The sequence below is a fragment of the Spirosoma gilvum genome, assembly GCF_054776815.1.
In genome coordinates this window covers 164,052-188,489 of the sequence record NZ_BAAHBH010000011.1, presented here as the reverse complement: position 1 = coordinate 188,489, position 24,438 = coordinate 164,052, and the positions used below count along the sequence as shown (strand labels likewise).

24 protein-coding genes are annotated in these 24,438 nt (G+C 47.4%); 14 read left to right on the top strand and 10 right to left on the bottom strand.

What is annotated here, in order from left to right; genetic code table 11:
• Positions 1-44: 44 nt before the first annotated feature.
• The 5 genes from ACYVFD_RS26630 (at position 45) to ACYVFD_RS26610 (ending at position 3,735) form a co-directional block, all read left to right on the top strand.
• Positions 45-746, top strand: coding sequence for an SAM-dependent methyltransferase (locus ACYVFD_RS26630; protein WP_461093559.1), 702 nt, complete (start codon positions 45-47; stop codon positions 744-746).
• 79 nt (positions 747-825) lie between these two features.
• Positions 826-1,464 (top strand): MBL fold metallo-hydrolase, encoded by a 639-nt coding sequence (locus ACYVFD_RS26625; protein WP_461093558.1) that lies wholly within the window; start codon positions 826-828, stop codon positions 1,462-1,464.
• 80 nt (positions 1,465-1,544) lie between these two features.
• Positions 1,545-2,219, top strand: coding sequence for a CDP-diacylglycerol--serine O-phosphatidyltransferase (pssA, locus tag ACYVFD_RS26620; RefSeq protein WP_461093557.1), 675 nt, complete (start codon positions 1,545-1,547; stop codon positions 2,217-2,219).
• A gap of 90 nt (positions 2,220-2,309) precedes the next feature.
• Positions 2,310-2,561 (top strand): phosphoribosylformylglycinamidine synthase subunit PurS, encoded by a 252-nt coding sequence (purS, locus tag ACYVFD_RS26615; protein ID WP_461093556.1) that lies wholly within the window; start codon positions 2,310-2,312, stop codon positions 2,559-2,561.
• A gap of 166 nt (positions 2,562-2,727) precedes the next feature.
• Entirely contained in the window at positions 2,728-3,735 is a 1,008-nt protein-coding gene (locus ACYVFD_RS26610) for a 3-oxoacyl-ACP synthase III family protein (protein WP_461093555.1), read from the top strand.
• Between the two features lie 81 nt (positions 3,736-3,816).
• Here ACYVFD_RS26610 and ACYVFD_RS26605 read toward each other — a convergent pair whose 3' ends face one another.
• Entirely contained in the window at positions 3,817-4,188 is a 372-nt protein-coding gene (locus ACYVFD_RS26605; protein ID WP_461093676.1) for a CoA-binding protein, read from the bottom strand.
• Between the two features lie 290 nt (positions 4,189-4,478).
• On the opposite strand from ACYVFD_RS26605, the gene ACYVFD_RS26600 reads away from it, so the two are divergent.
• On the top strand, positions 4,479-5,072 hold the full coding sequence (locus ACYVFD_RS26600; RefSeq protein ID WP_461093554.1) for an HNH endonuclease: 594 nt from the start codon (positions 4,479-4,481) through the stop codon (positions 5,070-5,072).
• Positions 5,073-5,184: 112 nt separating this feature from the next.
• Here ACYVFD_RS26600 and ACYVFD_RS26595 read toward each other — a convergent pair whose 3' ends face one another.
• Positions 5,185-9,024, bottom strand: a complete 3,840-nt coding sequence (locus tag ACYVFD_RS26595; protein WP_461093553.1) for a sensor histidine kinase — start codon at positions 9,022-9,024, stop codon at positions 5,185-5,187.
• 129 nt (positions 9,025-9,153) lie between these two features.
• Positions 9,154-9,450 (bottom strand): HesB/IscA family protein, encoded by a 297-nt coding sequence (locus ACYVFD_RS26590; RefSeq protein WP_461093551.1) that lies wholly within the window; start codon positions 9,448-9,450, stop codon positions 9,154-9,156.
• Between the two features lie 95 nt (positions 9,451-9,545).
• On the opposite strand from ACYVFD_RS26590, the gene ACYVFD_RS26585 reads away from it, so the two are divergent.
• The gene (locus tag ACYVFD_RS26585; RefSeq protein ID WP_461093550.1) at positions 9,546-10,070 is read left to right on the top strand and encodes a DUF7935 family protein; all 525 of its coding nucleotides are present in this window, start codon (positions 9,546-9,548) and stop codon (positions 10,068-10,070) included.
• Between the two features lie 89 nt (positions 10,071-10,159).
• Here ACYVFD_RS26585 and ACYVFD_RS26580 read toward each other — a convergent pair whose 3' ends face one another.
• The 3 genes from ACYVFD_RS26580 to ACYVFD_RS26570 form a co-directional block, all read right to left on the bottom strand.
• Positions 10,160-11,002, bottom strand: a complete 843-nt coding sequence (locus ACYVFD_RS26580; RefSeq protein WP_461093549.1) for a hydroxymethylglutaryl-CoA lyase — start codon at positions 11,000-11,002, stop codon at positions 10,160-10,162.
• The gene (locus ACYVFD_RS26575; RefSeq protein WP_461093548.1) at positions 10,999-11,349 is read right to left on the bottom strand and encodes a transmembrane 220 family protein; all 351 of its coding nucleotides are present in this window, start codon (positions 11,347-11,349) and stop codon (positions 10,999-11,001) included. Before ACYVFD_RS26575 ends, ACYVFD_RS26580 begins: the two co-directional genes overlap by 4 nt.
• A gap of 97 nt (positions 11,350-11,446) precedes the next feature.
• Positions 11,447-12,157 carry a tetratricopeptide repeat protein gene (locus ACYVFD_RS26570; protein WP_461093547.1) on the bottom strand — a complete coding sequence of 237 codons (711 nt, stop codon included), beginning with the start codon at positions 12,155-12,157 and terminating at the stop codon, positions 11,447-11,449.
• 329 nt (positions 12,158-12,486) lie between these two features.
• Here ACYVFD_RS26570 and galK point away from each other — a divergent pair, with 329 nt between their 5' ends.
• The 6 genes from galK to ACYVFD_RS26540 all read left to right on the top strand — a co-directional run bounded on the left by galK (position 12,487) and on the right by ACYVFD_RS26540 (position 17,950).
• Positions 12,487-13,644, top strand: a complete 1,158-nt coding sequence (gene galK, locus ACYVFD_RS26565) for a galactokinase (protein ID WP_461093546.1) — start codon at positions 12,487-12,489, stop codon at positions 13,642-13,644.
• Positions 13,645-13,718: 74 nt separating this feature from the next.
• A complete protein-coding gene (gene fsa / locus ACYVFD_RS26560; protein ID WP_461093544.1) occupies positions 13,719-14,378 on the top strand; it encodes a fructose-6-phosphate aldolase in 660 nt (219 codons plus the stop codon).
• Between the two features lie 84 nt (positions 14,379-14,462).
• Entirely contained in the window at positions 14,463-15,143 is a 681-nt protein-coding gene (locus ACYVFD_RS26555; protein WP_461093543.1) for a cell division ATP-binding protein FtsE, read from the top strand.
• 36 nt (positions 15,144-15,179) lie between these two features.
• Positions 15,180-16,118: a sugar phosphate isomerase/epimerase family protein gene (locus ACYVFD_RS26550; protein WP_461093542.1), complete on the top strand. Its 939-nt coding sequence runs from the start codon at positions 15,180-15,182 to the stop codon at positions 16,116-16,118.
• Positions 16,119-16,211: 93 nt separating this feature from the next.
• On the top strand, positions 16,212-16,685 hold the full coding sequence (locus ACYVFD_RS26545; protein ID WP_020595466.1) for a Dps family protein: 474 nt from the start codon (positions 16,212-16,214) through the stop codon (positions 16,683-16,685).
• An 83-nt stretch (positions 16,686-16,768) separates the two neighbouring features.
• The gene (locus tag ACYVFD_RS26540) at positions 16,769-17,950 is read left to right on the top strand and encodes an Nramp family divalent metal transporter (RefSeq protein ID WP_461093541.1); all 1,182 of its coding nucleotides are present in this window, start codon (positions 16,769-16,771) and stop codon (positions 17,948-17,950) included.
• A 77-nt stretch (positions 17,951-18,027) separates the two neighbouring features.
• Here the strand turns inward: ACYVFD_RS26540 and ACYVFD_RS26535 are convergent, their stop codons facing one another.
• The 4 genes from ACYVFD_RS26535 to ACYVFD_RS26520 form a co-directional block, all read right to left on the bottom strand.
• A complete protein-coding gene (locus ACYVFD_RS26535; protein ID WP_461093540.1) occupies positions 18,028-19,041 on the bottom strand; it encodes a hypothetical protein in 1,014 nt (337 codons plus the stop codon).
• A gap of 198 nt (positions 19,042-19,239) precedes the next feature.
• Entirely contained in the window at positions 19,240-20,076 is an 837-nt protein-coding gene (locus tag ACYVFD_RS26530; protein WP_461093539.1) for a hypothetical protein, read from the bottom strand.
• 177 nt (positions 20,077-20,253) lie between these two features.
• Entirely contained in the window at positions 20,254-22,953 is a 2,700-nt protein-coding gene (locus tag ACYVFD_RS26525; RefSeq protein WP_461093538.1) for an ABC transporter permease, read from the bottom strand.
• Between the two features lie 15 nt (positions 22,954-22,968).
• Complete coding sequence (locus ACYVFD_RS26520) at positions 22,969-23,307, bottom strand: PadR family transcriptional regulator (RefSeq protein ID WP_461093537.1); 339 nt, start codon at positions 23,305-23,307, stop codon at positions 22,969-22,971.
• 287 nt (positions 23,308-23,594) lie between these two features.
• On the opposite strand from ACYVFD_RS26520, the gene ACYVFD_RS26515 reads away from it, so the two are divergent.
• On the top strand, positions 23,595-24,410 hold the full coding sequence (locus ACYVFD_RS26515; protein ID WP_461093536.1) for a hypothetical protein: 816 nt from the start codon (positions 23,595-23,597) through the stop codon (positions 24,408-24,410).
• Positions 24,411-24,438: the final 28 nt, after the last annotated feature.

Here is a 24,438-nt window from a genome sequence, read left to right as displayed (position 1 = left end):
TTTGCGTTCTTTGCGCCTACCTTTGTGTCTTTGCGTTTAACATCATGCCAACGCTTTATCTAATTCCTACGCTGCTTGCCGATGATACGGCACACATGGTTCTTCCTGCTACAATCCGAGAGGTTGTCGAAAAAACGGATGCCTATTTCGTGGAGAACGCACGGTCGGCCCGACGGTTCATCAGCGGATTAAAAACGGGCCGTGTCATTGACGAGACGCTATTTTTTGAGCTAACCAAAGATACCCCCCCAGCCGACACACGACGGCAGATTCAGGAACTGACCGAACGCAAACGCAATGCGGGTGTACTGTCGGAAGCGGGTTGTCCGGGAGTGGCCGATCCGGGTGCAGTGGTTGTCGGCATGGCCCATACACTGGGTTGGCGTGTGGAACCACTGGTAGGCCCTTCCTCCATTCTGCTCGCCCTGATGGCATCGGGAATGAGTGGACAGTCGTTTGTATTTCATGGTTACCTGCCTATTGATCGACAGGACCGTGCCCGTGCATTACGTCACCTGGAAAAAGAAGCCCAACTACGGCAACAGACGCAGATTTTCATGGAAACTCCGTATCGCAACGATGCTCTTTTCGCCGATATAGTCGCTACCTGCCAGGCCAATACGCGACTTTGCGTTGCCTGTAACCTGACCGCACCAGATGCATTCGTTCGTACGCTAACCATTCGGGAATGGAAATCGAAGGTGCCGGATTTACGAAAAAAACCAACCGTGTTTCTACTTTTGTAGTTGTAAGGCAGTCGGACGGATGTTTCCGCATCTTGTCCACATAGTACATAACAAGGCGGACAGGATGTCCGCGCTACGCATGATTCACTCCTTTACATTTTCACCGTTTCAGGAAAACACCTACGTCATTGCCGATGATACGACCCACGAGGCCGTTATTATCGATCCAGGCTGCTATGAACAGGTAGAAAAGGAAACCTTATGGCGGTTTGTTGAAGCGCAGAAATTGACGGTAAAGTACTTGCTGTTAACACACGCCCACCTTGATCACGTATTTGGGGTTGCGTATGTGAAGCGGAAATTTGGGGTAAAGGCCTATCTTCATCAACTGGATATGGTCATCTACAATGATGTTCCAACCCGTTGTGCACTCTTTGGGCTACGCGGTTATGAACCATCCGAGATAGACGAATTCATTCAGGAGGGCGAACAGTTTACGTTTGGGAATACCGTGCTGGATGTCATCTTCGTACCGGGTCATGCACCTGGCCATGTGGCATTTATCAATCATGCCGAACGCTACGTGGTGGGGGGCGATGTACTGTTCAAAGGTAGTGTAGGACGAACTGACCTCCCCTATTGCAGTTATAACGACTTAATGAACAGCATCCGAACAAAACTGTACACGTTACCCGACGATTATACCGTCTACCCTGGTCATATGGACCCAACCACCATTGGCCGGGAAAAACGAACCAATCCATACGTTACGGAATGATGAATTATAAATGATGAATGGGTACTCAGCCATAAATATCACTCATCATTTATAATTCATCATTCATAATTCATCATTCATTGAAAAACCTACTCAAACATATCCCCAATGCTATGACCTGCGGCAATTTGCTTTGCGGGTGCATTGGCATTGTCATGGCATTACGCGGCTACCTCGACACAGCCGCCTGGCTGATTGGCATAGCCGCTATACTCGATTTTGGCGATGGGTTTGTTGCCCGGCTGGTTAAGGTATCAGGGCCGTTCGGAAAGGAACTGGACTCGCTGGCCGATATGGTTACGTTTGGGGCACTTCCAGCAACTATAGTCTTCCAACTATGCTGGTATCAAAACCTGGGGGTCATATCGTACGGTGCTTTTTTAATTGCTGTTTTATCGGCTCTTCGATTGGCTAAATTCAATATCGATACCCGGCAAAGCCACCAGTTTATTGGCGTACCCACACCGGCCAATACGATGTTGATTGCGGCTTTCCCGCTCATGCAAAAGTATCAGCCTCAGTACAATGCGTTTTGGCAAAATGATATTGCTCTGGGAATGATCATTGCGTTCTCATTCCTGATGGTATCCGAAATCCCACTGTTTGCTCTGAAATTCAAATCCTTTGGCTGGGCCGAAAATCGAATAAAATTCAGTTTTCTGATTGCTTCCGCCTTACTGCTGTTATTTTTGCAGTTTGCAGCCATTCCCCTGATTATTCTGCTATATATCGTTGTTTCACTAATCTCTAAATGATAGAATGATAGAATTACTGAATGATTGAATAAGGTTTACAGCCGCTTTGCTCATTCAACAATTCTATCATTCTATCATTCACTCATTAAAATGAAGTACATCGCCGAAATCAACATCATGACCCGTTCGGAAATTCTGGACCCTCAGGGCAAAGCCGTTAAACTGGGTCTTCATAATCTCCAGATGGACACCATCGATAATGTTCGCATCGGAAAACATATCCGGCTCGAAGTAGATGCCGATTCTGAAGAACAGGCCCGCACGACCGTTGATTCGGCCTGCCGCCAACTGCTGGCCAACCTGATCATGGAAGAATACTCGTTTGAGCTACAACCGGCTTAATCGAAATCCATTTTTAGTATAGAGGCACAGTCAACACAAAGAATAAAAGTCAATAATTGATTGATTATTAGGCTCTCTTCTTTGCGTTAACTGTGCCTTTGCGTTGGCCACAATCTCGATTCTGCATAATTCCTTTGTACCTTTGCCGACTCATTTATTTTGACGAATGAATACCACGTACACTAGCATCAAAGGGTTAGGATTCTACGTTCCCGAAACCATCGTGACCAACAACGACCTAACCCAATACATGGACACCTCGGATGCCTGGATTCAGGAGCGGACGGGGATCAAACAACGACGCTACTTCACTTACGGCAAAGACACGAACGCCAGCATGGCAACGGCGGCTTCGCGAATGGCCCTCGACCGAGCTAATATCGACGCAAAGGACGTTGACCTGATTGTTTATGCAACCATCACTCCCGATTACTATTTCCCCGGCTCAGCCTTTCTGATGCAACGTGAGTTAGGACTGGAGGGCGTAGGCGTTATTGACATTCGAAATCAATGCTCTGGCTTCGTCTATGCGCTTTCCATTGCCGATCAGTTCATAAAAACTGGCATGTATAAAACCATTCTGGTGGTTGGGTCAGAAATTCAATCGACATTCCTCAACAAAAGCAATGAAGGGCGGGGGGTAGCGGTCATCTTCGGCGATGGAGCCGGAGCTGCCGTTGTTCAGGCTACCACCGATCCCGAACACCGCATCCTATCGACTCATTTGCACGCCGATGGTCGGTATGCTGAAGAACTGTATGTTCGAGACCCTGGCAGTAGTCGTGAAGGTCGCTGGCTCACCGAAGAAACACTCTCTGACGGCAACTACAATGTTACGATGAATGGCAATACCGTATTCAAGCACGCGGTTGTCCGTTTTATGGAAGTAATCAATGAAAGCCTTGAGGCCAATGGCTATAAGGCTGAAGATCTGGCCTTACTGGTACCTCATCAGGCAAATATCCGTATTTCAGACTACGTTCGGCAACAGATGAATCTGCCTGAAGAAAAAGTATTCAATAATATTCAGCACTACGGCAACACCACTGCGGCTTCCATCCCGATTGCCCTAACGGAAGCTTTTGAAGAAGGGCGTATTCAGTCCGGCGATCTGGTCTGTCTGGCCGCTTTTGGCAGCGGTTTCACCTGGGCCTCGGCACTGATTAAATTTTGAATGCGTGAATGATAGAATGATTGAATAGCCACTTTAGGAAACTATTCAATCATTCTATCATTCACGCATTCAAAATTGAGTCTAATACGTTCCAACCGAAAGCATCACTAACGTGCAGGCTTCGATGGGCTCGATTCCTTCGGCCTTCAGTTGCTTTTCAAATTCGGGATTTTCGGCGCCGGGATTAAAGATAACCCGTTTGGGTTTCAGGCGCTTGATGTAGTCGTATAATTTGGGTTGATTTTGTGGCCCTACATACATGGTTACCGTGTCAATATCCTGAAGGTCAGGCTCTCCTGTTCGAATGGGATGCCCCTCGATCTCTCCTTCCCGCGAACCGAGTAATTCTATATCGTGCCCGTGTCGAAGCAATCGGTAAGCTGCCAGATTGGCATAACGGCCCTCTTTTGCAGTTGCCCCGACCACGAGAGTTTTCTTTCCCTGAGCGTTCATTGTCATAGCTGTACGCATGCATAAAGCGCATGGCTAAGCTTTTAACCAATTCAAACCCAAAGCGGTTTCTGTGCCTTTTCAGTACGCACTAAAAAAATAATTTAGCTGAGCGTTACTTATGGCAGAAATTTGGTCATTATCAATAGCTTACCGCTTCAACGGATCATTATAAAAAGAATCTTGGTAGTAAAATCATTATGTTACAACTATTTTGTCATATAGTTGTTAAGCACTCATCAGAGAGCTCTTATTCGGCTGATATTCACGGCTAATTATAACATTCATCGGTCATGGATGCCAAAGAAAAACAAAATTTTTGGAATGAAAAGTGGACACCTATTGTGTTTGAAGGCGTTGAGAATCCACCTCATTACGAAGTTTCCAACTATGGGCGACTGCGAAGCTTTCAGTCTGCCACCACAACACGTTCAGCCAGCCCCACCGGCAGTACGACCGGGAAACCTATAAAAGGATCTGTCATTCAGGGCTATCGATCACTCAATATTCGCTCAGGCGGCAAAACGATCAATCGGTATATACATAAGCTGGTAGCCGAGCACTTTGTCTCGCGCAGTAATACCGATCAAAGCTATGTTATCCATCTTGATCACGACAAGCTGAACAACCATTTCCAAAATCTACGATGGGTGACCAAGGCGGATATGATTGAGCACAATCGGAACAATCCAAGCCTTAAAAATCGGCAACTCCCCCGACAGACCCGTAATTATAAACTAACTGAAAGCAAGGTTAAGATTATCAAAAAACTTTTACTCAACGATAAAAATCGGTTAAAGATGATTGCCAAACAGTTTGGCATCACCCACACACAACTAAATCGGATTCGGTCGGGTGAGAACTGGAAACACGTGACTATCGAGTAACTGACGAATGTTCAGTAATCCTGGCGCTTTCCTTTATGAGTTAAGGCCTAAAGAGTGCGCGTTCAGGATGTTCGGAACGCGCACTCTTTAGGCTATTTTTGAATCATACAATTTATTGACCGCCCTGCCCTGGTGCACCTGCCAATGGCATCGAGACAAAAAATGACGTTCCTACGCCTTCAACGGTTTCGAACCAAATAGAGCCATCGGCATGCTCAACCCCTCGTTTGGCAATCCACAGACCAAGACCTGAGCCCCCTCCTTTTGTACTGAAGTTGGGCAAAAAGACCTTGTTTCGAATCGCTTCGGGGATACCTACCCCGTTGTCATGTACCTCGATCAAAACGGATTCACTGCTGGTCGACAGTTTCAGGTCGATAACCGGCTTTCGATCGGACGGAACTGACTGAATAGCGTTGATCAGCAGATTGGTCATAATACGACCCATAAACTGACGGTCACCCAAAACCATAATTGGCCCTTCAACACTCTCCCTCTGCAGCGTAATTCGTTTGTCATCGGCATACAGATCGGCTGTTTTATTGAATACCCCTGTCACCTCAAATTCCTCCTTTTTGGGCATGGGTATCTTAGCGAACTCCGAGAACGAATTTGCTATATCACTTATGGTTTCGATGTGATCCAATAAGGAATCGAATGTCCGAATCACCTTTCGCGAAGCGTCACCATTTAGTCCTGCGGTATCTTTTCCATTGGTTGGTAAAGTCCGTTGCAGGTGCTGCAAGGTCAGCTTCATGGGTGTCAATGGGTTTTTGATTTCGTGCGCAATTTGTTTAGCCATTTCACGCCAGGCCGATTGCTTTTCGGTCTGGGCCAGCGCCTGCTTGCTCTCTTCCAGCTTCAATAGCATCCGGTTATACTCCCGAATCAACAAGCCAATCTCGTCGTCCGACTGCCAGGGCAACGGATCATTCGGGCGTTCCAGATTGGTTTTTCGAATCTTCTGTGTCAGCAGTCGAAGGGGCTTGGTCAGCATATGCGACGCAAAATAGGACAAGATCAAAAAGAACAGAAACAGCGCCGTAAAGATGCTCAGTGACGTAGCAATGACCTCAATGATTTTCCGGTCGAGCTCCGGTTGGGCATAGAAATATGGAATACTCAAAACCCCCAGCAATTGCCCGTTGAACGACTTTATACTCGCATAAGCCGTCCGATACTTTTTGCTCCCCAGCGACTCATCAAGCAGAATCTGGCTTTCCTTGTCCTCAATGATATGAATATACGCTTCGGGATTGATCCGTTTAGAAAGATACCCACTTTCGTAAATGAGCGGACGTGTCGACGTGTAGAGCTTACCTTCTGCATCGAAAAGATTGATGTCGATGTTGGCATCGCGCGCAATCTTTGCTAATTCCTCTTCCATCGACGCCTTACTACGCTTCTGCGCATACAGATGCTCGTCCAGATACACCAGAAAATTAGCCGCAATATTTCGGGTATTTATAATATACGTATCCTTCTGATTATCAACATAATTAGAACTAATCACTCCTAGAATAATCAGAATAACGAAGATCAGTGGCAGAAAAAACGCCAGATTCAACAGAATCTGAATCCGGGTTGAGTAATTAATATTGAATTTGGAAAACCGGTAATTAATGGCATAGCAGGTAATGACCAGAATGACCGTCAGAACCAATAACAGATATAGGAACGAGAAATTGGAAAAGATATTCCGAAACGGGTACTCTGGCGATGAAACCACCACCACACGCCCATCCTGTCCCCGCTGTGCTATGTGCTGATAATGATTCCTCGAAATACCGGTAGTGAACAACGTAGGATTATTCAGTTGCGAAAGCTCGAGATTCCGGTCATAATTGAAGTTACCCGGCGGACTATAGAGAAATTTATACTTGCTGGGCCCGACCGTTGCACTACCCAAACGCGGTCCAGTATATAAAGCATAACTGTACTCCTGCGTATCCTGATTCTGCCTAAACTTTGTATCGACCAACAGCTCAGGATACACCCCTTTGGGTCGTTCATTTCGAAGCCGAAAGTCTAGCACAACATACCCTAATGTATCCGCCACCGACGTTTCCGACCGGCCCAGCGATGATGAGGTCTGCAGCCGCTGAATCGGTACAAAGCATATATATTGCTTCACAAATTGGTTGTTCGCTTCGTTTACAAAGTAAAGGCCAGGATACTCTGTATTATAAGTTGCCTGCCGATAACGGGTTGTTAGCGACGATAAGGATAAGGCATCAGGACTAATATCCAGCGGGCGACCATTGGCCCGAAACGAAAACACCTGAATATCGTATTTATCAAAATACTTATCGAGATGCAGGCTTTTCACCCGTTGCTGAATGCGCTCTCGAACCAGTAGCGTATCGGATCGTAAGGCACGGGCTATCTCGGCATCTTTCTGAATCGATTCCTGCGCTTTACTCATTAAAAACTCACCAAACACGTCGTTTTCGGCCAGTAGCTGCGATGCAAATACCTGCTGATGACTTAGTTGCTTCCGAATCTCCTGATTGTAGACGACGTACGACGTCATAACTGCACATATAAAAGCAGCCAAAAACAGGTAGATAGACGTTTTGTACCGGAATGTGTAAAGTGTTTTGGGGAGCTGGCTTACATAAATAACCAGGAAATAAATTCCGTTCAGGAGAAAAACGGGCTCCAGCACCCCGCCTATCAATAACCATATACCGGCACCTAACGCTGAGCCTGCCACAATCAGCAATAGTCCGATCCCGGCATGATTGATCCGGTTATAGCGCAGGAACAGACTGGCCAGCAAATGCGTCACCAGAAAATAGATGCAGGATACGATGATAAAGACAACCAGGCAGGCAACTTTCAGAAATGAAAAATGAATGTTGAGCGTAATATCGAGCGTAAACTGCGACTTTTCGTAAATATTGGTTAGCTCAATGTAGCAAAGCGTAAACGTCACATAACTCAGTACCACACAGGCTACTGACAGGATGAGTTTCAGCCAGTGGGGCTGATTTAGCAGGAAAACATATAGCTGCGAACGGAAATAATACCGCACCCAGTAAAAAGCCAGAATGGCTATCACCAGTGCATTGAGCAATAGGTCGCCCAGGGAGGGTATTAAAACCGAGGAAGCATAATATTTTGGGTTGAATAAGTCCGATTCGACGAACAAAAATGGAACCCCAAAGTAGAGCATGACTGCCCGCAACAGTAATAAATACGTAGCAAGCACAACAAACCCCCACTCATAACGCCTTTTTTTCCGAAGGCGAATCATCAGTTGTAGTACATACAACCCCAAAAAAATGACCCCCAGCGTCGCCAGGATGACTGTATTAACGGGAGTCGAGTGGTTTCGATAGACATCAACTTTAGGGGGTACTACCGAAAACAGGAAAGCGGATGTGTTATCGTAAATAGCCTCATAAGTATTCAGCCGCTTATCGGTAACCGCCTGTGGATCAAGCGAAAATATTTCCGGGTTATAACCCGATTGCAGGTAAGCATTATTGCTATGGTAAGACCGATGAATGTTGACTAATGAGTATACATCCAATACTTCGGTTCTGACGGTTACCCGTCGGTGACTCACCACGAAGCGGCCCTGCTCAAAATCAATAAGTCGGGGCGTGGTGGTTACAACCGACAACCAGGCATAGTCGGGCACAAAGCGATAGTCGGACCAATACATCAACTGGCCATCACGGAAGACAAAGAATGGATACCGGGAAGGCAGCTTGAAATACTCCGTAAACGCAGGTTTTGGGTTCCGGACCAGTAATGCCGACACACTGTCCAGTTCAGATGTACTCACCTGCATTTCCTCCTTTACCCGTTGCTGAACAGCACTTATGTATTGCTCTTCTGTAGCCCCCGGTTCGTTCCGTTCCAGTAGTAGAAAATACAGGACCGAACAGCCGATGGTTACTGCAGCCAGGAGTAGGAAAATATGTTTTTCGATACGCTTCACCAGGTGGGTAATCTTGTCTTCCCCTAAATCAGTCCTAAAATCATGCCAAGATTTTAGCCAATAGCCATTATTTGCTACTCATTTGTGGCTTTTCACCTATCTAGTGTACCAATATCTAACGACTTTTGGCTATTGATTATTAGACGACTTCTCTACTGTATAGCCACCTGTTTCGTATCCAATTTCAGCCCCAAATACATACAGCAAATGCTTCCGATCAATAATGACCTGCACACCTTCTACGTTATACACTTCGTCGGAGGGGCCTGGCAGGTCAAACCCTAATAACCAGGATGACCCACATCCTCCCCCTCGAATGCCTACGCGTAATCCATACTCGACGGGAATTTTATTGGCCTGTAGCGTGTCCAATATCTGTTGACGGGCTTCAGGGCGAACGCGAACAGGATTATCTATTGTAAGCATAAAATCTAATGGTTTACCGTTTTCGGTTTACCTGGTAACTGTAAAACCCTTTTATCAAAATTACCCATTTTTACGGAACAACGTTCCTACTTTTTATGGATCTAGTAAGTGATTTTCTGAAGCTGATTGTACCTGCGGGGTTGGTGCTTTATGGTATGTACCTGACTGTCAAACTATTGCTGGAGCGTGAAGCCGACCGCCATCGCTACGATGTACAGGCTCGTTATACGGAAACCGTTGTTCCGATTCGACTTCAGGCCTATGAGCGTATGGTCCTGTTTCTGGAACGTATCAGTCCTAATAATTTATTGTTACGACTCGGCAACAGTTCCACCACGGTTATCGAATTCCAGCAGCGGCTCCTTCAGGAAATTCGGGATGAATACAACCACAACCTATCGCAGCAGGTGTATATGAGCCAGAAGGTCTGGGATCAGATTCAGGCAGCCATGAACGAAGTGGCCACTCTGATCAATCAGGCATCGGGCGATACGCGTCCTGACGCGCCAGCACTCGAACTCTCAAAGCGCATTTTTGAGCGAATCATACAAAAAGATCGCCAGCCTACGGCCGACGCCCTTCGGGCTGTAAAAGAAGAAATTCAGTCGATGTTTATGTAGCGCGGACATCTTGTCCGCATGGTTGAAGATCTGTAGTTACAGCCTCTCTACCATATCATTTTACTATGCGGACAAGATGTCCGCGCTACTCAAAACACAGCCGATGATACCATCATTGCCTTTTGGAGGGCGGCCTGATTGATCGATATTGAAATTCCATCGTCGGTAAGTGTCTGGATAATTTCTTCGGTTGGCAGATTTCCGGTTAAGGCATCAGCGGCCATTGGACAACCGCCGAAACCACGTAGTGCCCCATCAATCCGGCCAACACCAGCGCGTACTGCTGCCCGCACTTTTGCCTCAGCTTCACCCGGACGAGCGTGCAGATGTGCCCCAAACTCAACTATTGGAAACGATTGAATCAACTGACGAAACAGAGTTTCAATGGCTTCGGGTGTCGATGAACCAACCGTATCTGACGGGGCAATGATACCGATACCCAGTTGCACGAGTTTTTCCGTGAACTCACTCACGATAGCAGGACTATATGGATCGCCATATGGGTTACCAAATCCCATTGACAGATAGACCACTAATTCTTGGCCCGACTCCATACAAAGCCGCTGCATCTCAGTCACTTCGACCAAAGCCTGAGCAATTGTCTTGTTGGTGTTCCGTTGCTGAAACGTCTCTGAAACCGATAGTGGAAAACCGATGTATTGAATCTGTGGATAAGAAACAGCTTGTTCAGCCCCACGCAGGTTGGCCACAATAGCCAGTAGTTTCGTTTGCGTAGCGGTTAAGTCAAGTCCTGCCAATACCTCGGCCGTATCCCGCATTTGAGGAATAGCTTTGGGCGACACAAAACTTCCAAAATCCAGTGTATCGAAACCAACTCGCAGGAGCGTATTCAAATACTGAATTTTGAGTTCCGTCGGAACAAAATGGTCAAGCCCCTGCATAGCATCGCGGGGACACTCAATAAGTTTCATCGCCGTACAGTTTGGCGTGTCATAAAGGCAAACATGAGCATTACAACCCCACAGATAGCCAGCCCACCAGCTTCCCGAGCCATTTCGATGTTCAGGCTGCGCATACCTACTTCACTAAACAGAAATCCTTCGAATCTGGGAGGCCACTGATACGCTGCTGATACAAAAAACAAGACGGCCAGTACAACAAAAAACCACCAGCGCCCCAGATTGGCGTAGGCCATAAAACAGGCTACAGCAGCCACACCATAAATAGGAATCCAGACTTCCGGGTCAGGGTCGTTGTATTGAAAAGCCGCAAATAAGATAAACAGCAGGCCAAAAATGATAGCAAGTGTTTTACGCATGTTTTAGTAAAAGTTAAGTAGAGTCAGTACAATGGATGAAATAAGTTTCATAAGCTACGCTCCTACTCCCTTACCCCACCTGATTAAAATCACTCCACTAGTTACAATATTCTTTTACGGCGTTGGCAGCATCGACATAACCCAGGTTTTGTGCCTGTTTGAGGCTCAGACAGGCCGATTCCCTGTCGTTTTGCAGAACCTGCGCAATGCCCAGGGCATAAAACGCTTTCCCGAATTTCGGATCAGCCCGAATGGCTTGCTGAAAGTCAGCAATAGCGCCAGCCAGGTCTTTCTGCTGAAAACGCAGATTTCCCCGGTTATACAAAGCCAACGCGTTTTGTGAATCTAACGATATAGCCTGCGAAAAATCGGTCAAAGCCGGTTGAATCTGCCCCTGCGTCGCGAACAACTGCCCCCGATTCAGAAACAGTTCGGCGCTAATCTGTTTGCTGGTATCGGGTGCCAACCGAATGGCATCCGAATAATCTTTCAGCGCACCCGTCAGGTCATTCTGAGCCACCTTGAGCAGGCCACGGTTATAATACGGCCGATAGAAATTGGGCTGAAGCTTGATTGCCTGATCGTAATCGAGGGTGGCATTGGCATATTCTTTTAGCTCAAAATAAGCGACTCCTCTCGAATTAAAGGCTTCGGCATTCCCCGCATCGGCATCAATCGCCTGATTAAGTGCCTGAACGGCTTCCCGAAATTTTCCCTCTTTCAAATAATTCCTCCCCTGCTCCACGTAATTGTCAGATGAGGTGCAGGATAGGCAGGCCAATAAACTTATGTATAGTAATCGCTTCATAATGTTGAATGATTGAATGATTGAATTGTTGAATGATTGAATGCCGTCGACTCAGCTATTCAATCATTCAGCTATTCAATCATTCAATCATTGATTTTTTGCAAAGGTATGCGTGAAAATTTGTCGTTGATGAAGATTTGTATAACTTTGCATCGGCAAATCGGTGCTACCAGCTCCTGCTGAATCCCCCAGGTCTTGACCGAAGCAAGGGTAGGTGGTTGTAGCGGTGAGACATTGGTTTGCCATTTTTTATTTCCGCCTATTGCGGTTATGTCATTTAGGGGTCATGCATTTAGCACTATAAGGCCGCTAAATACCTAAAACCCAACATGCATCTACTGAACCAGCTTACTACCTCGTTTCAGCAAGTATTTAAGGCCGATCCGCTGTTAATTTGCTCTCCTGGCCGCGTTAACCTCATTGGTGAACATACCGATTACAACGAAGGATTTGTGCTTCCGGCCGCCATCGATAAAGCCATTTACCTGGCTGTTGGTCCCCGAACCGATCATGAATTACACTTTGTCGCTCACGATCTAAACAAAACTTATCAGGGTTCACTGGCTCATCTGGAGCCGACGCATACCTGGGCCGACTACCTGCTTGGTGTTGTTGCCCAAATGCGACTGGCGGGTTACGACTTCCCCGGCTTCAACTGTATTTTCAGTGGTACCATCCCGATGGGCGCCGGTCTTTCGTCATCGGCAGCCCTGGAAAATGGCGTTGGCTTTGCCCTGAACGAGCTATTTGGCCTGAGACTTGACCGACTTGACCTGGTTCGGTTGTCGCAACGGGCTGAGAATGAGTTTGTAGGTGCCAAAGTAGGAATCATGGATATGTTTGCCAGCATGATGGGCAAGGCGGATCATGTTATCAAACTCGATTGCCGCTCGCTCGAATACACCTATGCGCCCCTGCAAATGGATGGCATTAGTATCGTTCTGTGCGATTCTCAGGTCAAACATTCACTGGTCACCTCTGAATACAATACCCGACGTGCCGAATGCGAAGCGGGTGTCCGTTTTCTTCAGACGTTTTACCCCGAAATAAAAAGCCTTCGGGATGTAACGATGGACATGCTCGACCAGCATCTGCGCGATACCGAGCCGTTGATTTACCGTCGTTGTGCCTACGTGGTGCAGGAGAATGCCCGCTTACTCGCTGGAGTTGCAGCCCTGGAAGCGGGCGATATTGCCGCCTTTGGCCAGTTGATGTACGGCTCCCATGAGGGGTTGAGCAAGATGTATGAAGTAAGCTGCCCCGAACTGGACATTTTGGTCGACATTGCCCGCACCCAGCCCGGCGTAGTAGGAGCCCGGATGATGGGAGGAGGTTTCGGGGGCTGCACCATCAATCTGGTGCGTGAAGAAGCCCTTGACTCATTTACTGAATTGATTACCAAACAATACAAAGCCCAAACCGCTAAAGATACGTACCTTCACGTCTGTAAAATCCAGAATGGGACAGGTATCATTAAAAACCAATAGGTTGGTAAGTAAATAAGCTAAAACAAGACTTATACACGTACTGACCGTAGATCAATTAACAACTCTATTTTACCATGAAATTTTTCATTGACACGGCCAATCTGGCCGACATTCGCGAAGCCCAGCAGATGGGAATTCTCGACGGGGTGACAACCAATCCTTCGCTGATGGCCAAAGAAGGCATTACTGGCAAAGACAACGTAATGCGCCATTACAAAGAGATCTGTGATATCGTTCAGAACGACGTTAGCGCAGAGGTTATCTCGGTCACCTACGACGAAATGATCAAAGAGGGCGAAGAGTTGGCTGAGATCGATGAGAACATCGTAGTAAAAGTGCCGATGAGCGCCGACAGCGTCAAAGCCATCAAGTATTTTTCGGAAAAAGGTATCCGTACCAACTGTACGCTGGTGTTCTCGGCAGGTCAGGCGTTGCTGGCAGCGAAAGCTGGCGCTACCTATGTATCGCCATTCGTTGGTCGTCTGGATGATATTTCGACCGATGGTATGGAGCTGATCCAGCAGATCGTAAATATCTATACCAACTACGGCTATACGACTGAGGTATTGGCGGCTTCGGTTCGTCACCCAATGCACGTTATTCAATGTGCAGAGATCGGTGCCGATGTGATGACGGCTCCGTTGAGCGTTATTAAGATGCTGCTCAATCACCCATTGACCGACATCGGTCTGGCTAAATTCCTGGCCGACCACGCAAAAGCTGAGAAAAAATAAAAAATAGCTTCAAGTTTCATGTTGGCTGACGCCACGTTTCTACTCGCATCAGCCAACATGAAACTTGAAGCTCCGAACCAAACTATGTTTTCCTCCGAACCCGTTCTTACCCTCGACCACGCCGATATTTATCAGGGCAAGAAGTTAATCTTAGGCGATGTATCGTTCCGAATTGACAAGGGGGACTTTGTTTATTTGATTGGCCGTACGGGAAGTGGAAAAACATCCTTACTGAAAACATTATACGCCGATCTGTGGCTGCAAAACGGTAAAGGTACGGTGGCCGGTTTTTCGCTCGACTCGATTAAACCCCGCGACATTCCTATGTTGCGCCGGAAAATTGGGATTGTCTTTCAGGACTTTCAACTATTTTTCGACCGTTCGGTAGAGGACAATCTCAAGTTCGTTCTGAAAGCCACTGGCTGGAACAATAAGACGGACATGAACAACCGCATTGCTGACGTACTGATGCAGGTTGGCCTGGGTACAGCGCAGAAAAAAATGCCTCACCAGCTTTCGGGTGGCGAACAGCAACGGGTTGTTATTGCCCGTGCCATGCTCAACGAGCCATTGATACTCATTGCCGACGAACCCACCGGAAACCTCGATCCATCGGTATCGGATCAGATCATGAAAGTGTTTCAGGCCATCAACAATGCCGGTACTGCTGTCCTGATGGCTACCCATAACTACGACTTGCTGAACAAATACCCGGCTCGTGTACTGCGCTGTCAGGAAGGGCAGGTTATTGAGTTAGCAGGCTAACCGTTCGCTCATTTTTTTAGACTGACCTTTACTCCTATGCCCTTCGGTCGTCGCCCTTTCTTACGCACATTAGTCGCTGGTATGGGAGCCTCTTTACTCCCTGTCAATCAAGCAGTACAGGCTGGCTCGCTTGCTAAAACAACAGCTATTTCCTGCAATTCATACTCCTGGCTAACGTTCTACGGACGACAGGGCAAAACCTGGATGGCCGACCCGGATGCCTCCCTTCAGGAATTTGCTCAGGCTGGATTAACGGCTTATGAACCTGCTGTCAATACAGCCAGCGAGGTACTGAAATTGATACCTCTGCTAGGGAAGCACAAGCTGGTCATGCCATCGCTGTACGTAAACAGTACACTTCACCGATCCGACGAAGCCCAAAAATCCATCGACTCCGTTTTATCCATCGCCGAAGCGGCCCGTCAGGCGGGTACTACCATTTTTGTTACGAATCCGAGCCCGATCCAATGGGGTACTGAGAAAGACAAAACCGATGCGGATCTGACCGAACAGGCCAAAAATCTTGACCGATTAGGCGCTGAACTTCGTAAGCGCGGTATCACGCTAGCGTACCATACCCATGCCCCCGAGCATCGACAGGCTGCCCGCGAATTTCACCATATGCTACTGGCAACAGACCCAAAAAACGTGTCGCTCTGTTTAGATGCCCATTGGGTGTATCGTGGTTCTGGCAATTCGCAGGTAGCACTTTTTGATGTAGTCAAATTATATGGAAAGCGAATTGTAGAAATCCACATCCGGCAATCGCGCGATGGCATCTGGCAGGAAACGTTTGGTGATGGCGATATTGATTACCGGCGTCTGACTGCCGATCTCAAAGCCTTGAATGTTCGCCCACTGCTGGTGCTGGAGCAATGTCTGGAAAAAGGCTCGCCTAACACCATGGGCCCCGTTGATGCACACAAACAGGATATGGTTTATGCCAAAGAGGTATTCTCGGGATTGATCGGATAATGAAACAAAGAGGTTAATTGACGGTTATTCATGCTGATAGCTGCCCAACAGCTACTCTGTAACTACCAACATAATTAAACTCACGTTAGCATTATGCAACCCAATATTGGCCTCGAAGAAGATGTGCTGAAACAGGACAACACCTTACTTAATGATTTCCTGTCGGACTTGCACGTCCTATATATCAAAACCCGAAAATATCACTGGAATGTGGCTGGGCCGAATTTCATGGAATATCACAAATTCTTTGAAAGTCAGTATAAAGCCATTGAAGCCGAAATCGACGAAGTAGCTGAACGTATTCGTCAGTTAGGCGGAAAGCCCCTGGCTACGATGGCCGAATTCCTGCATAACACCAGCCTGAAAGAAGATACGGGTACACCCAAGAGCACGGCTGACATGTTCAAAAACCTGCTCTCCGACCACGAGCAAATTATCCGTGAACTTCGCGACGATGTCGATAAATGCGCCGATGAACTAAACGACGCAGGTACGGCTGACTTTCTAACTAAATCCATGGAAGATCACGAAGCCATGGCCTGGATGCTACGGAAGTACCTTTCGTAATGAATAATTGACAATGTATAATGCCTAATTGAGGAGTTCTGCTTTTTTCATTATACATTGTACATTGTCAATTATTTTTACTCGTGCCCAAATCGCTTTCTCTCCGCTCTGGTCTTGGTAGTGTTCTGTTCTGGTCGGTTATTTCAGCCGCATTCATTGGCCCTGGAACCGTAACCACTTGTGCCATGGCGGGTTCTCGTTTTGGCTTAAACCTTCTTTGGGCGCTTACATTCTCTACGGTTGGCACCATTCTTTTGCAGGAAGCTGCTGCCCGAATCACAATTGCCTCAGGTCTGAGTCTGGGCGAATTAATAACGCAGACCTATGGTGCTCAGGTTCGATGGCTTATGCTATTGCTGTTTGGTGCAGTGGCCCTTGGCTGTGCTGCCTATCAGGCAGGCAACATCCTTGGAGCAGTATCAGGGTTAGTCATGCTGACCAGGGGTTCTGCCCAACTGATGACCGCTCTGGTTGGCCTGGTATGTATTCTCTTACTTTGGCAGGGCTCAACCCGACTTATTGCGAATGTACTTGGGCTAATTGTTTTTGCCATGGGGGCAGCATTCGTCTATGTGGCACTGAATTCAGCAAACAGTGTCGACATCGTGGCCAAAGCACTCCTTACCCCAACACTTCCTCCGCAATCCACAGTTCTCGTCATTGGATTGATTGGTACGACGATTGTTCCCTATAATTTATTTCTTGGTTCAGGTCTTGGGCAACGTCAGTCGCTGGTCGAAATGCGATTAGGCATCAGCTTAGCCGTACTGATTGGCGGAATCATTTCAATGGCCATTTTAATAGCCGGCACTTTAGTAACCGGCGATTTTTCGTTTCAGGTAGTTGCTCAGGAACTTGGCAGTCGGTTAGGAAAATGGGCAGGTCTCTTATTCGCGTTTGGGTTATTTGCTGCGGGGTTTACCTCATGCCTTACGGCTCCTCTGGCAGCAGCGGTTACTGCCAAAAGTCTGCTTGGCTGGTCAGAATCGTCGTTATCCTACCGAATTGTGTGGTTAACGGTTATGGCAGTTGGCTTAACATTTGGCTTATTAGGTGTTAAACCAGTTCCCGTCATTATTCTGGCTCAGGCGGCAAATGGTCTGTTGTTACCTATCGTTACGACCTTCTTATTGATTGCGGTTAATAATAAAACTATACTTTCGCCCCAATACCGTAATGCTCTATGGCAAAATATAGCCATGCTCATCGTCGTTGCAGTGACTACATTTCTGGGTATTCGTAATCTCTGGCTAGCCTTTCAATAGCAAAGGGGAAAGGGTCAGGGGCATAGGGTAAAATTATCTTTACCTATGCCCCTGACCCTTTCCCCTTTGCTATTCTATTACTTTTTCTTCTTCACCTCACGCTCCAACTGCTCGATTCGCTTTTGCTGCTCAATCAGCCGGAGAGTCATTTCTTCGTTTTGCTTCACCAGCGTAGAAAGTAAGGTGGTCAGATCAACACCTTGTTTGACCATTTCAGTAGCACTGGGTACACCCGGTAGATGCTTGTTCTGCTGAATGTATTTTTCTACCTCGGTCAATGAGGGGAGTTTATATGATGGGGCAAACACATAATCGGCCCATTGGTTTTCCGACGACGGTTGTACGCGCATCGCCGTAGCCGACAAATGCGCCCCTAAGGTCACATCTCCTTTATCGTCAACTGTCAGGAACTTAGCCGCCGTTGCATTAGTAACAGGCGAGTTGGCCGTCATATTCGTTAACCGGAGCCCACTACGTCCATCAGTACCCGCCGTTAACTCCAGCCGGTTTTGTGGTGTCGAAGTGCCAATACCGACATTGACGTTATTTCCCAATACCATGGCATTGCTGGTCAGCACACGGGCGTTAGCGCCTATGGCCGTAGCATTCGATAAGCCAACGCCTACCCCAACGGCATTAGCGCCGATCAATGTATTGTCCTGACCATTGATAGCATCAACACCCGAATTGGGGCCAATAAACAGGTTGCGATTACCCCGCTGGCTACCCTGACCGGAATTATACCCGATGAATACATTATCGCTTCCGTCGGTATTGAGTTTACCCGCTTCGTAGCCGACAAACGTATTGTGACTACCGACTGTATTGGGAAAACCCGCTTTATAACCAAAGTAGGTGTTATACGAACCTGTCGTATTGCCCTGCCCTGCCTGACTACCCATAAACGTGTTATACGTGCCTGACCCACCAACAACGGCAGACGTACTTTGCCCGATGATCAGATTATAGGTACCATTTGGCGATTGAAAACTAACAACCTGGTTGTCAGGCGTAACTACCTGACTCTGAGCATAACCATCTGTCAAAAGGCCAGACGTGATCAGGAATAAAGCGAGTGTAGAAAATTTCATAGTAAAAATGGCTACGGAAATACGGAGTAAATATAGCAAAAATCATTCCGAATTATTGCAACCAATTCCCTATAAATGAATGCTTTAAAGGGGCCAAAATCTACTATTCGGTCGTTAAGTGACTACTTTCAAAATTGGGCCTTTAGTTAGCAGGATTAGATTTATCCAATGATGCGTTGGCAAAGAAGTATAGGCCAGTCAGTTGGCTTTGTAATAGAGCGTTTTCTTTGCGGTTTTCAGATCCGTAATCAATACCTTCCCATTCTCCACATAATACCTAGCAGAGGGGACGTCCTGCATCTGTCCGTTTACCTTCAGCCGAAGACAGAACAGATTCCCTTTGGTAAACCACCGTGCTCCAGCCGCTGCCAGTTGAGCGTATACCTGTGAGTTGCCACTACCTGATGATTGCACGGAAACACCAGACCCACTCGCATATCCTGACGAGCCTCCATCGCCCAATGTACCGTCGGCGTTTAATAGTACTGTCGATGAAGTACTGCCATAAAACCCGCCATCGGTAATCCCTCCTCCATAATTTGTTTCCAAACGCCAGGCGCCAATCAGATTAGGATCGCGGTAGAGTCCATCGGCTTTCCCGACTGGAGTTGGCATGGCTGGCTTTGGTGAACTCGATGATAAACCTGCTTTGACATTACTATCTGTACGCGTAAGCATTCCAGACATCAATGCTGTACCATTCTGGCCTACGGCAAACAAAAGCTGATTGTCCTGGAGCTGAGTTTCGAACTGGAATATGGTACCATCGGTCGGATACGTAGCCGTTCCCTGAGCCTGTACTCCTTCAACGGTTCCTTTTAGTACATATTGATCCTGCTTACCACCCGACTGTACACGCAGTTCACCCGTTAGTTGCTTAGCCAAAATGCGAAATGTAATAACGCTTTGCAAATTGGCCGATGGCGCATTGGGTGACGACAATACGCCCGACCAGTTACCCGCAAGGGTCTGACTCAGCACCAGATGACTGATCAACAACATTGATCCAAGAACTCCCAAAGCAAAAACGCGCATGGTATTGAACAGAATTAAGCCTTTCTGAATGTAACGAATTTGCGGTTTTTAATTCAATCACTTAGAAGTACTTACGGGTGTTTTATCTAACGGCAACAATTCGAAAACAATAACTTCGACAAACAAAAATGCATCAGGTTGCCCTAATGCATTTTTTAATCAGAATTAGCATCATCCTTATTCGGTTCGTAAGCTTTTGACCGGATTTACCAAGGCCGCTTTAATTGCCTGATAACTGACCGTCAGAACAGCCACGGCTATGGCCAGTCCACCCGCCAGCGCAAAGAACCACCATTCCACCTCAATCTTGTAGGCAAAGTCCCGAAGCCATTGACTCATGACATATCCGGCAATAGGCGATGCAATCAGCAGAGCGAGTAAAATTAGCTTCAGGTAATTAGTCAGTAACAGCGTAACAATGCTGGTGACGGAAGCACCCAGCACTTTTCTGACCCCAATTTCCTTGGTACGCTGATGGGTCGTAAAAGCCGCCAGCCCGAACAGCCCCAGACAGGCAATAAACACCGCCAAACCCGCAAAAATACTAACTAACTGCCCAATCCGCTGATCAGCCTGATACATCGTATTAAATCGTTCGTTCAAGAAAGAGTACGCAAACGGATTGTCAGTCTCGGCCTTCCACCGCTGTTCAACGGTCGATAGCAGGCTCGGTATGTCGTCTGTTCGGATGCGTAAGGCCAACTGGCCATTGTCGCCACCGTAAAACAACAGTAACGGAGCTATACGCTGGTGCATGGATTCGAAATGAAAGTCTTTCACCACACCAATGACCGTGTATGTCCGTTTACTTCCTTCGGTACCATCGCCCACCGTCGAAAGCTGTTTTCCAATAGGCGAGCTTTTAAATCCATATTCCCGGACGGCAGCCTCATTCAGCAGAACGGCCGATTTATCGGATGGATAGGCTTTCGAAAAGTTGCGTCCCTGCGCCAAACGAATACCTAACGTAGACAGGTAATCGTCATCAACGAAATAGCTTTTTGTACGATACGTTCCACTTCGTGTTCCATCCTGAATCTGAATCCCGTCTACACTCTGACTCGACGATCCGGCGGGCAAAAATCCGGCCTTCGATACCTGCACAACGGACGACAATTTGGCCAGTTCATCTTTAAAGGCATTGATCTTTGGGCCGAGAACCTGGGTATCGTGCAACACCAGCACCTGCTCTTTGTCGAAACCCACCTTCTTATTTTGCATAAATCGCAGTTGCTGGTTAGCGACAATGGTAGCAATAATCATTGCTATCGACACCACAAACTGAAGGATCACTAACGCATTGCGCAGCCACCCGCTCCGTAAGCTAACCTGCATTCTGCCATTGAGCACCGTAATGGGCTTAAATGAAGACAGCACAAAAGCCGGGTAGCTACCGGCCAACAGACCAATCACCAGACAGGCCAGTACCGCTCCACCAAGCATCTTTACATTGGCAATGGCACCAAGCGTAAACTGTTTCCCTGCCAGTTCATTGAAACCCGGCAATAACAGCAACACAAGTCCCATCGCCAAGACCAGTGCCAGAAAGGTAAGCAGCACCGATTCGGACAGGAACTGACTAACTAACTGCTTTCGAATGGAACCCAGTACTTTACGAATACCCACCTCTTTGGAGCGCCCCGCCGACCCGACGGTGGATAGATTCATGAAATTGATACAGGCCAGCAATAGGATAAATAACGCGATCACCGAAAAGATATAAACGTATTTGATGTCGCTGTTGGCCTCTAATTCATCATCCAGGTTGGAGTGCAAATGAATGGACGTGATGGGCTGAAAGATAAAGCCAAACTGGTTTCCCTTTTGCAGGAACTCGGAAAGTGTCATCCCAAAGAACTCCTTAATTTCGGAGGCCATGTATTTGCTGACAAACCCCCGACTAATGGCTTCCACCTGTTGGATCGAGTACCCTTCCCGAAGTCGCACATAGGTGTAGGCACCGCTGGCTAACCACTTAGGGCCTGTTTTGACAGACTGTAACGAGCCAAACATGTCGTAATGAAAATGCGTGTTTGACGGAACATCTTCACATACACCTGTTATCCGAAAAACGCCCAGGTTACCCATCGACAGTGTTTTCCCGATGGGATCGGTTTGACCGAAATACTTTCGGGCGATGGTTTCCGTCAGGACGAGTGTATTGGGTTCAGTGAGTGTACTGGCCCGATGGCCTTTGAGCATAGGAAGGTTGAAAACGGAGAAGAAATTCGAGTCAACGAAGGCCACATTTCCTTCTTTAATGATGGTATTGCCGTGCTTGACCAGGAACGCCCCTTCCCTTCGCATACGAGTGACGGCCTCTACACCTGGGCAGTCGCGCAGGAGAGCTTGCCCGGCGGGTCCGCATGCATAAGCCAGTTTAATATCCTTATCATCCATTCGGCCGTACAAAGTCATTCGGTATAGTCGATCGGCATGGTTATGGTAGCGGTCATAGCTCAGCTCGTGCACTACGAACAAAACAATCAGCAGACACGTTGCCAGCCCGACCGCTAAGCCGACAATATTAATAGCCGTAAACGCCTTGTGCCGCCATAAGTTGCGGAATGCGATGGTCAGATAGTTTGAGAGCATATCAGTAAGCAGAGGTTTAGGATACTCATTGTAATGGGTTCTGGAAGGACTGGGAGATTGTCGTTTCGCGAAAAAAGGTGTTAAGCAATTCAGTACCCCCCAGATATAGGCGCGTCGGGCGCGGGCAAGACCGATCTGGGCTACCTGTTTATGAAAGGTTTCGTGTAAGTCGCCCTGCACATACTCCAGCAAGTGGGGAGCGACAAACCATTCCAACAATTTATCTACCCAACGGGGCGGTGAGTGTCGGTCAGGTTTTTGGGGAATAGGCTTTCTACGCATGGGTTTACAAAAAGCTTACAGTCCCAGAAGTTGGAGTTTACCTTGAGGAATAGCCTCCCAAAGTCGGGTTCGCATCTGCTGAATCTCCAGCAATACCCTTCCTCCCTCGGCTGTCAGGCTAAACAACCGTTTGCTGCGCCCCCCTCGCTCGGCTGTTGCTCCACCCACTGAGGAAATGAGAAACCCTTTTTCTTCGAGCCGATACAGAGTTGTATGCACCGCACTGATGGTAAAGCTTCGACCGGTTTGTTGCTGGAGTTGCTCCATAACCGGCACACCATACACATCCTCAGCACTGGCGGCTACCACCAGAAGCACCAATTCTTCCAACTCGCCTAATACAGTCTTTTTCATACAGTACCTTTATAATACCATTAGATACAATATCTTAAATCAAATATAGGGCCAGAGTCCAAAAAGACCATTTTGACAACGTAGAAGCATATTGAGTTAAAAACTGTTGTCCAGAAACGGACGAATACGTGTCCATGACTGGACATGGACTACGGGCAGCATCACAACAACGGTAACCAGAATAAGCCGTTTGTCAAAAAACTAATTGTGTTTTAACGATAACAAATTAGCTTCATCTGTATTTTTACAGCAACCAATGCTTTACCTGGGTTTAATCACGTACCCCTATGAAGCCACTCTACATAATCCGCACTCAGTACATTGTTGTCCTGGGCTTATTGGCTGCCGTTTTAAGCAGTTGTTCGCCAACCCTGACAACCACCTATCAGCTTGAACCTGTATCCGGTGAGGTGGCCCGAATCGATGGGCGGCTGGTAACAAAAGCCGAGCAAAATGGCGTAAGCGTGGTCGCTTCGTTCGAAAAGGAGGATTTAGAGTACGTAGCCCTCGACATCGAACTTAAAAATCATACCGATCATCCGATTGATATCAATCCAGCCGATTTTCATTTTACAGCAATGAACTCGGTGAAGGATACGCTAACGGATCCGCTTAATCCTGCTATACTCCTGGCCCGCTCGGCCGCCGATCCGTCTTATGAAGTAGGGCGCATGAATTACAAGCGCAAAGAAGAAACGAAGCGACTGAAACGTGCCAAACTCGTCAACACGCTCCTGATGGTAGCAGTCATTGCGGCCGATGCGTCATCGTCCAGCAACAGCCGTAGCTATAGTGAATACCTCAGAAATCGAACGCTCAGCAATCTGGCTTACCAATCGCTGGCCGTGAAGCGGGTAATAAACTACGGTAACTTCGCAAACCGGATGCAGCGCTATGATTATGAGGAATATCGTTGGCGCGAACTAGCTTTACGGGCCGGTACCCTTCCCGCTGGTGAATCAGTTAGGGGTTTTGTCTATCTCCCCAAAGTGCCAAACGCCAGTTATCTGGCCATCAATTACACTATTCCCGATCAATCAACAGTGCCCTTACTCTTCAAACAAGAACTCGTCCAGCAACGGAAAAGTCCCAGGAGAAGGTAAAAACGGTTTTCGGTTTTACTATCACAGT

Coding starts and splice junctions, on each gene's coding strand:
- ACYVFD_RS26630 (WP_461093559.1), top strand. CDS start 45: ATGCCAACGCTTTATCTAATTCCTACGCTGCTTGCCGATGATACGGCA.
- ACYVFD_RS26625 (WP_461093558.1), top strand. CDS start 826: ATGATTCACTCCTTTACATTTTCACCGTTTCAGGAAAACACCTACGTC.
- purS (WP_461093556.1), top strand. CDS start 2,310: ATGAAGTACATCGCCGAAATCAACATCATGACCCGTTCGGAAATTCTG.
- ACYVFD_RS26610 (WP_461093555.1), top strand. CDS start 2,728: ATGAATACCACGTACACTAGCATCAAAGGGTTAGGATTCTACGTTCCC.
- ACYVFD_RS26605 (WP_461093676.1), bottom strand. CDS start 4,188: ATGAACGCTCAGGGAAAGAAAACTCTCGTGGTCGGGGCAACTGCAAAA.
- ACYVFD_RS26600 (WP_461093554.1), top strand. CDS start 4,479: ATGGATGCCAAAGAAAAACAAAATTTTTGGAATGAAAAGTGGACACCT.
- ACYVFD_RS26590 (WP_461093551.1), bottom strand. CDS start 9,450: ATGCTTACAATAGATAATCCTGTTCGCGTTCGCCCTGAAGCCCGTCAA.
- ACYVFD_RS26585 (WP_461093550.1), top strand. CDS start 9,546: ATGGATCTAGTAAGTGATTTTCTGAAGCTGATTGTACCTGCGGGGTTG.
- ACYVFD_RS26580 (WP_461093549.1), bottom strand. CDS start 11,002: ATGAAACTTATTGAGTGTCCCCGCGATGCTATGCAGGGGCTTGACCAT.
- ACYVFD_RS26575 (WP_461093548.1), bottom strand. CDS start 11,349: ATGCGTAAAACACTTGCTATCATTTTTGGCCTGCTGTTTATCTTATTT.
- ACYVFD_RS26570 (WP_461093547.1), bottom strand. CDS start 12,157: ATGAAGCGATTACTATACATAAGTTTATTGGCCTGCCTATCCTGCACC.
- galK (WP_461093546.1), top strand. CDS start 12,487: ATGCATCTACTGAACCAGCTTACTACCTCGTTTCAGCAAGTATTTAAG.
- fsa (WP_461093544.1), top strand. CDS start 13,719: ATGAAATTTTTCATTGACACGGCCAATCTGGCCGACATTCGCGAAGCC.
- ACYVFD_RS26555 (WP_461093543.1), top strand. CDS start 14,463: ATGTTTTCCTCCGAACCCGTTCTTACCCTCGACCACGCCGATATTTAT.
- ACYVFD_RS26550 (WP_461093542.1), top strand. CDS start 15,180: ATGCCCTTCGGTCGTCGCCCTTTCTTACGCACATTAGTCGCTGGTATG.
- ACYVFD_RS26545 (WP_020595466.1), top strand. CDS start 16,212: ATGCAACCCAATATTGGCCTCGAAGAAGATGTGCTGAAACAGGACAAC.
- ACYVFD_RS26535 (WP_461093540.1), bottom strand. CDS start 19,041: ATGAAATTTTCTACACTCGCTTTATTCCTGATCACGTCTGGCCTTTTG.
- ACYVFD_RS26530 (WP_461093539.1), bottom strand. CDS start 20,076: ATGCGCGTTTTTGCTTTGGGAGTTCTTGGATCAATGTTGTTGATCAGT.
- ACYVFD_RS26525 (WP_461093538.1), bottom strand. CDS start 22,953: ATGCGTAGAAAGCCTATTCCCCAAAAACCTGACCGACACTCACCGCCC.
- ACYVFD_RS26520 (WP_461093537.1), bottom strand. CDS start 23,307: ATGAAAAAGACTGTATTAGGCGAGTTGGAAGAATTGGTGCTTCTGGTG.
- ACYVFD_RS26515 (WP_461093536.1), top strand. CDS start 23,595: ATGAAGCCACTCTACATAATCCGCACTCAGTACATTGTTGTCCTGGGC.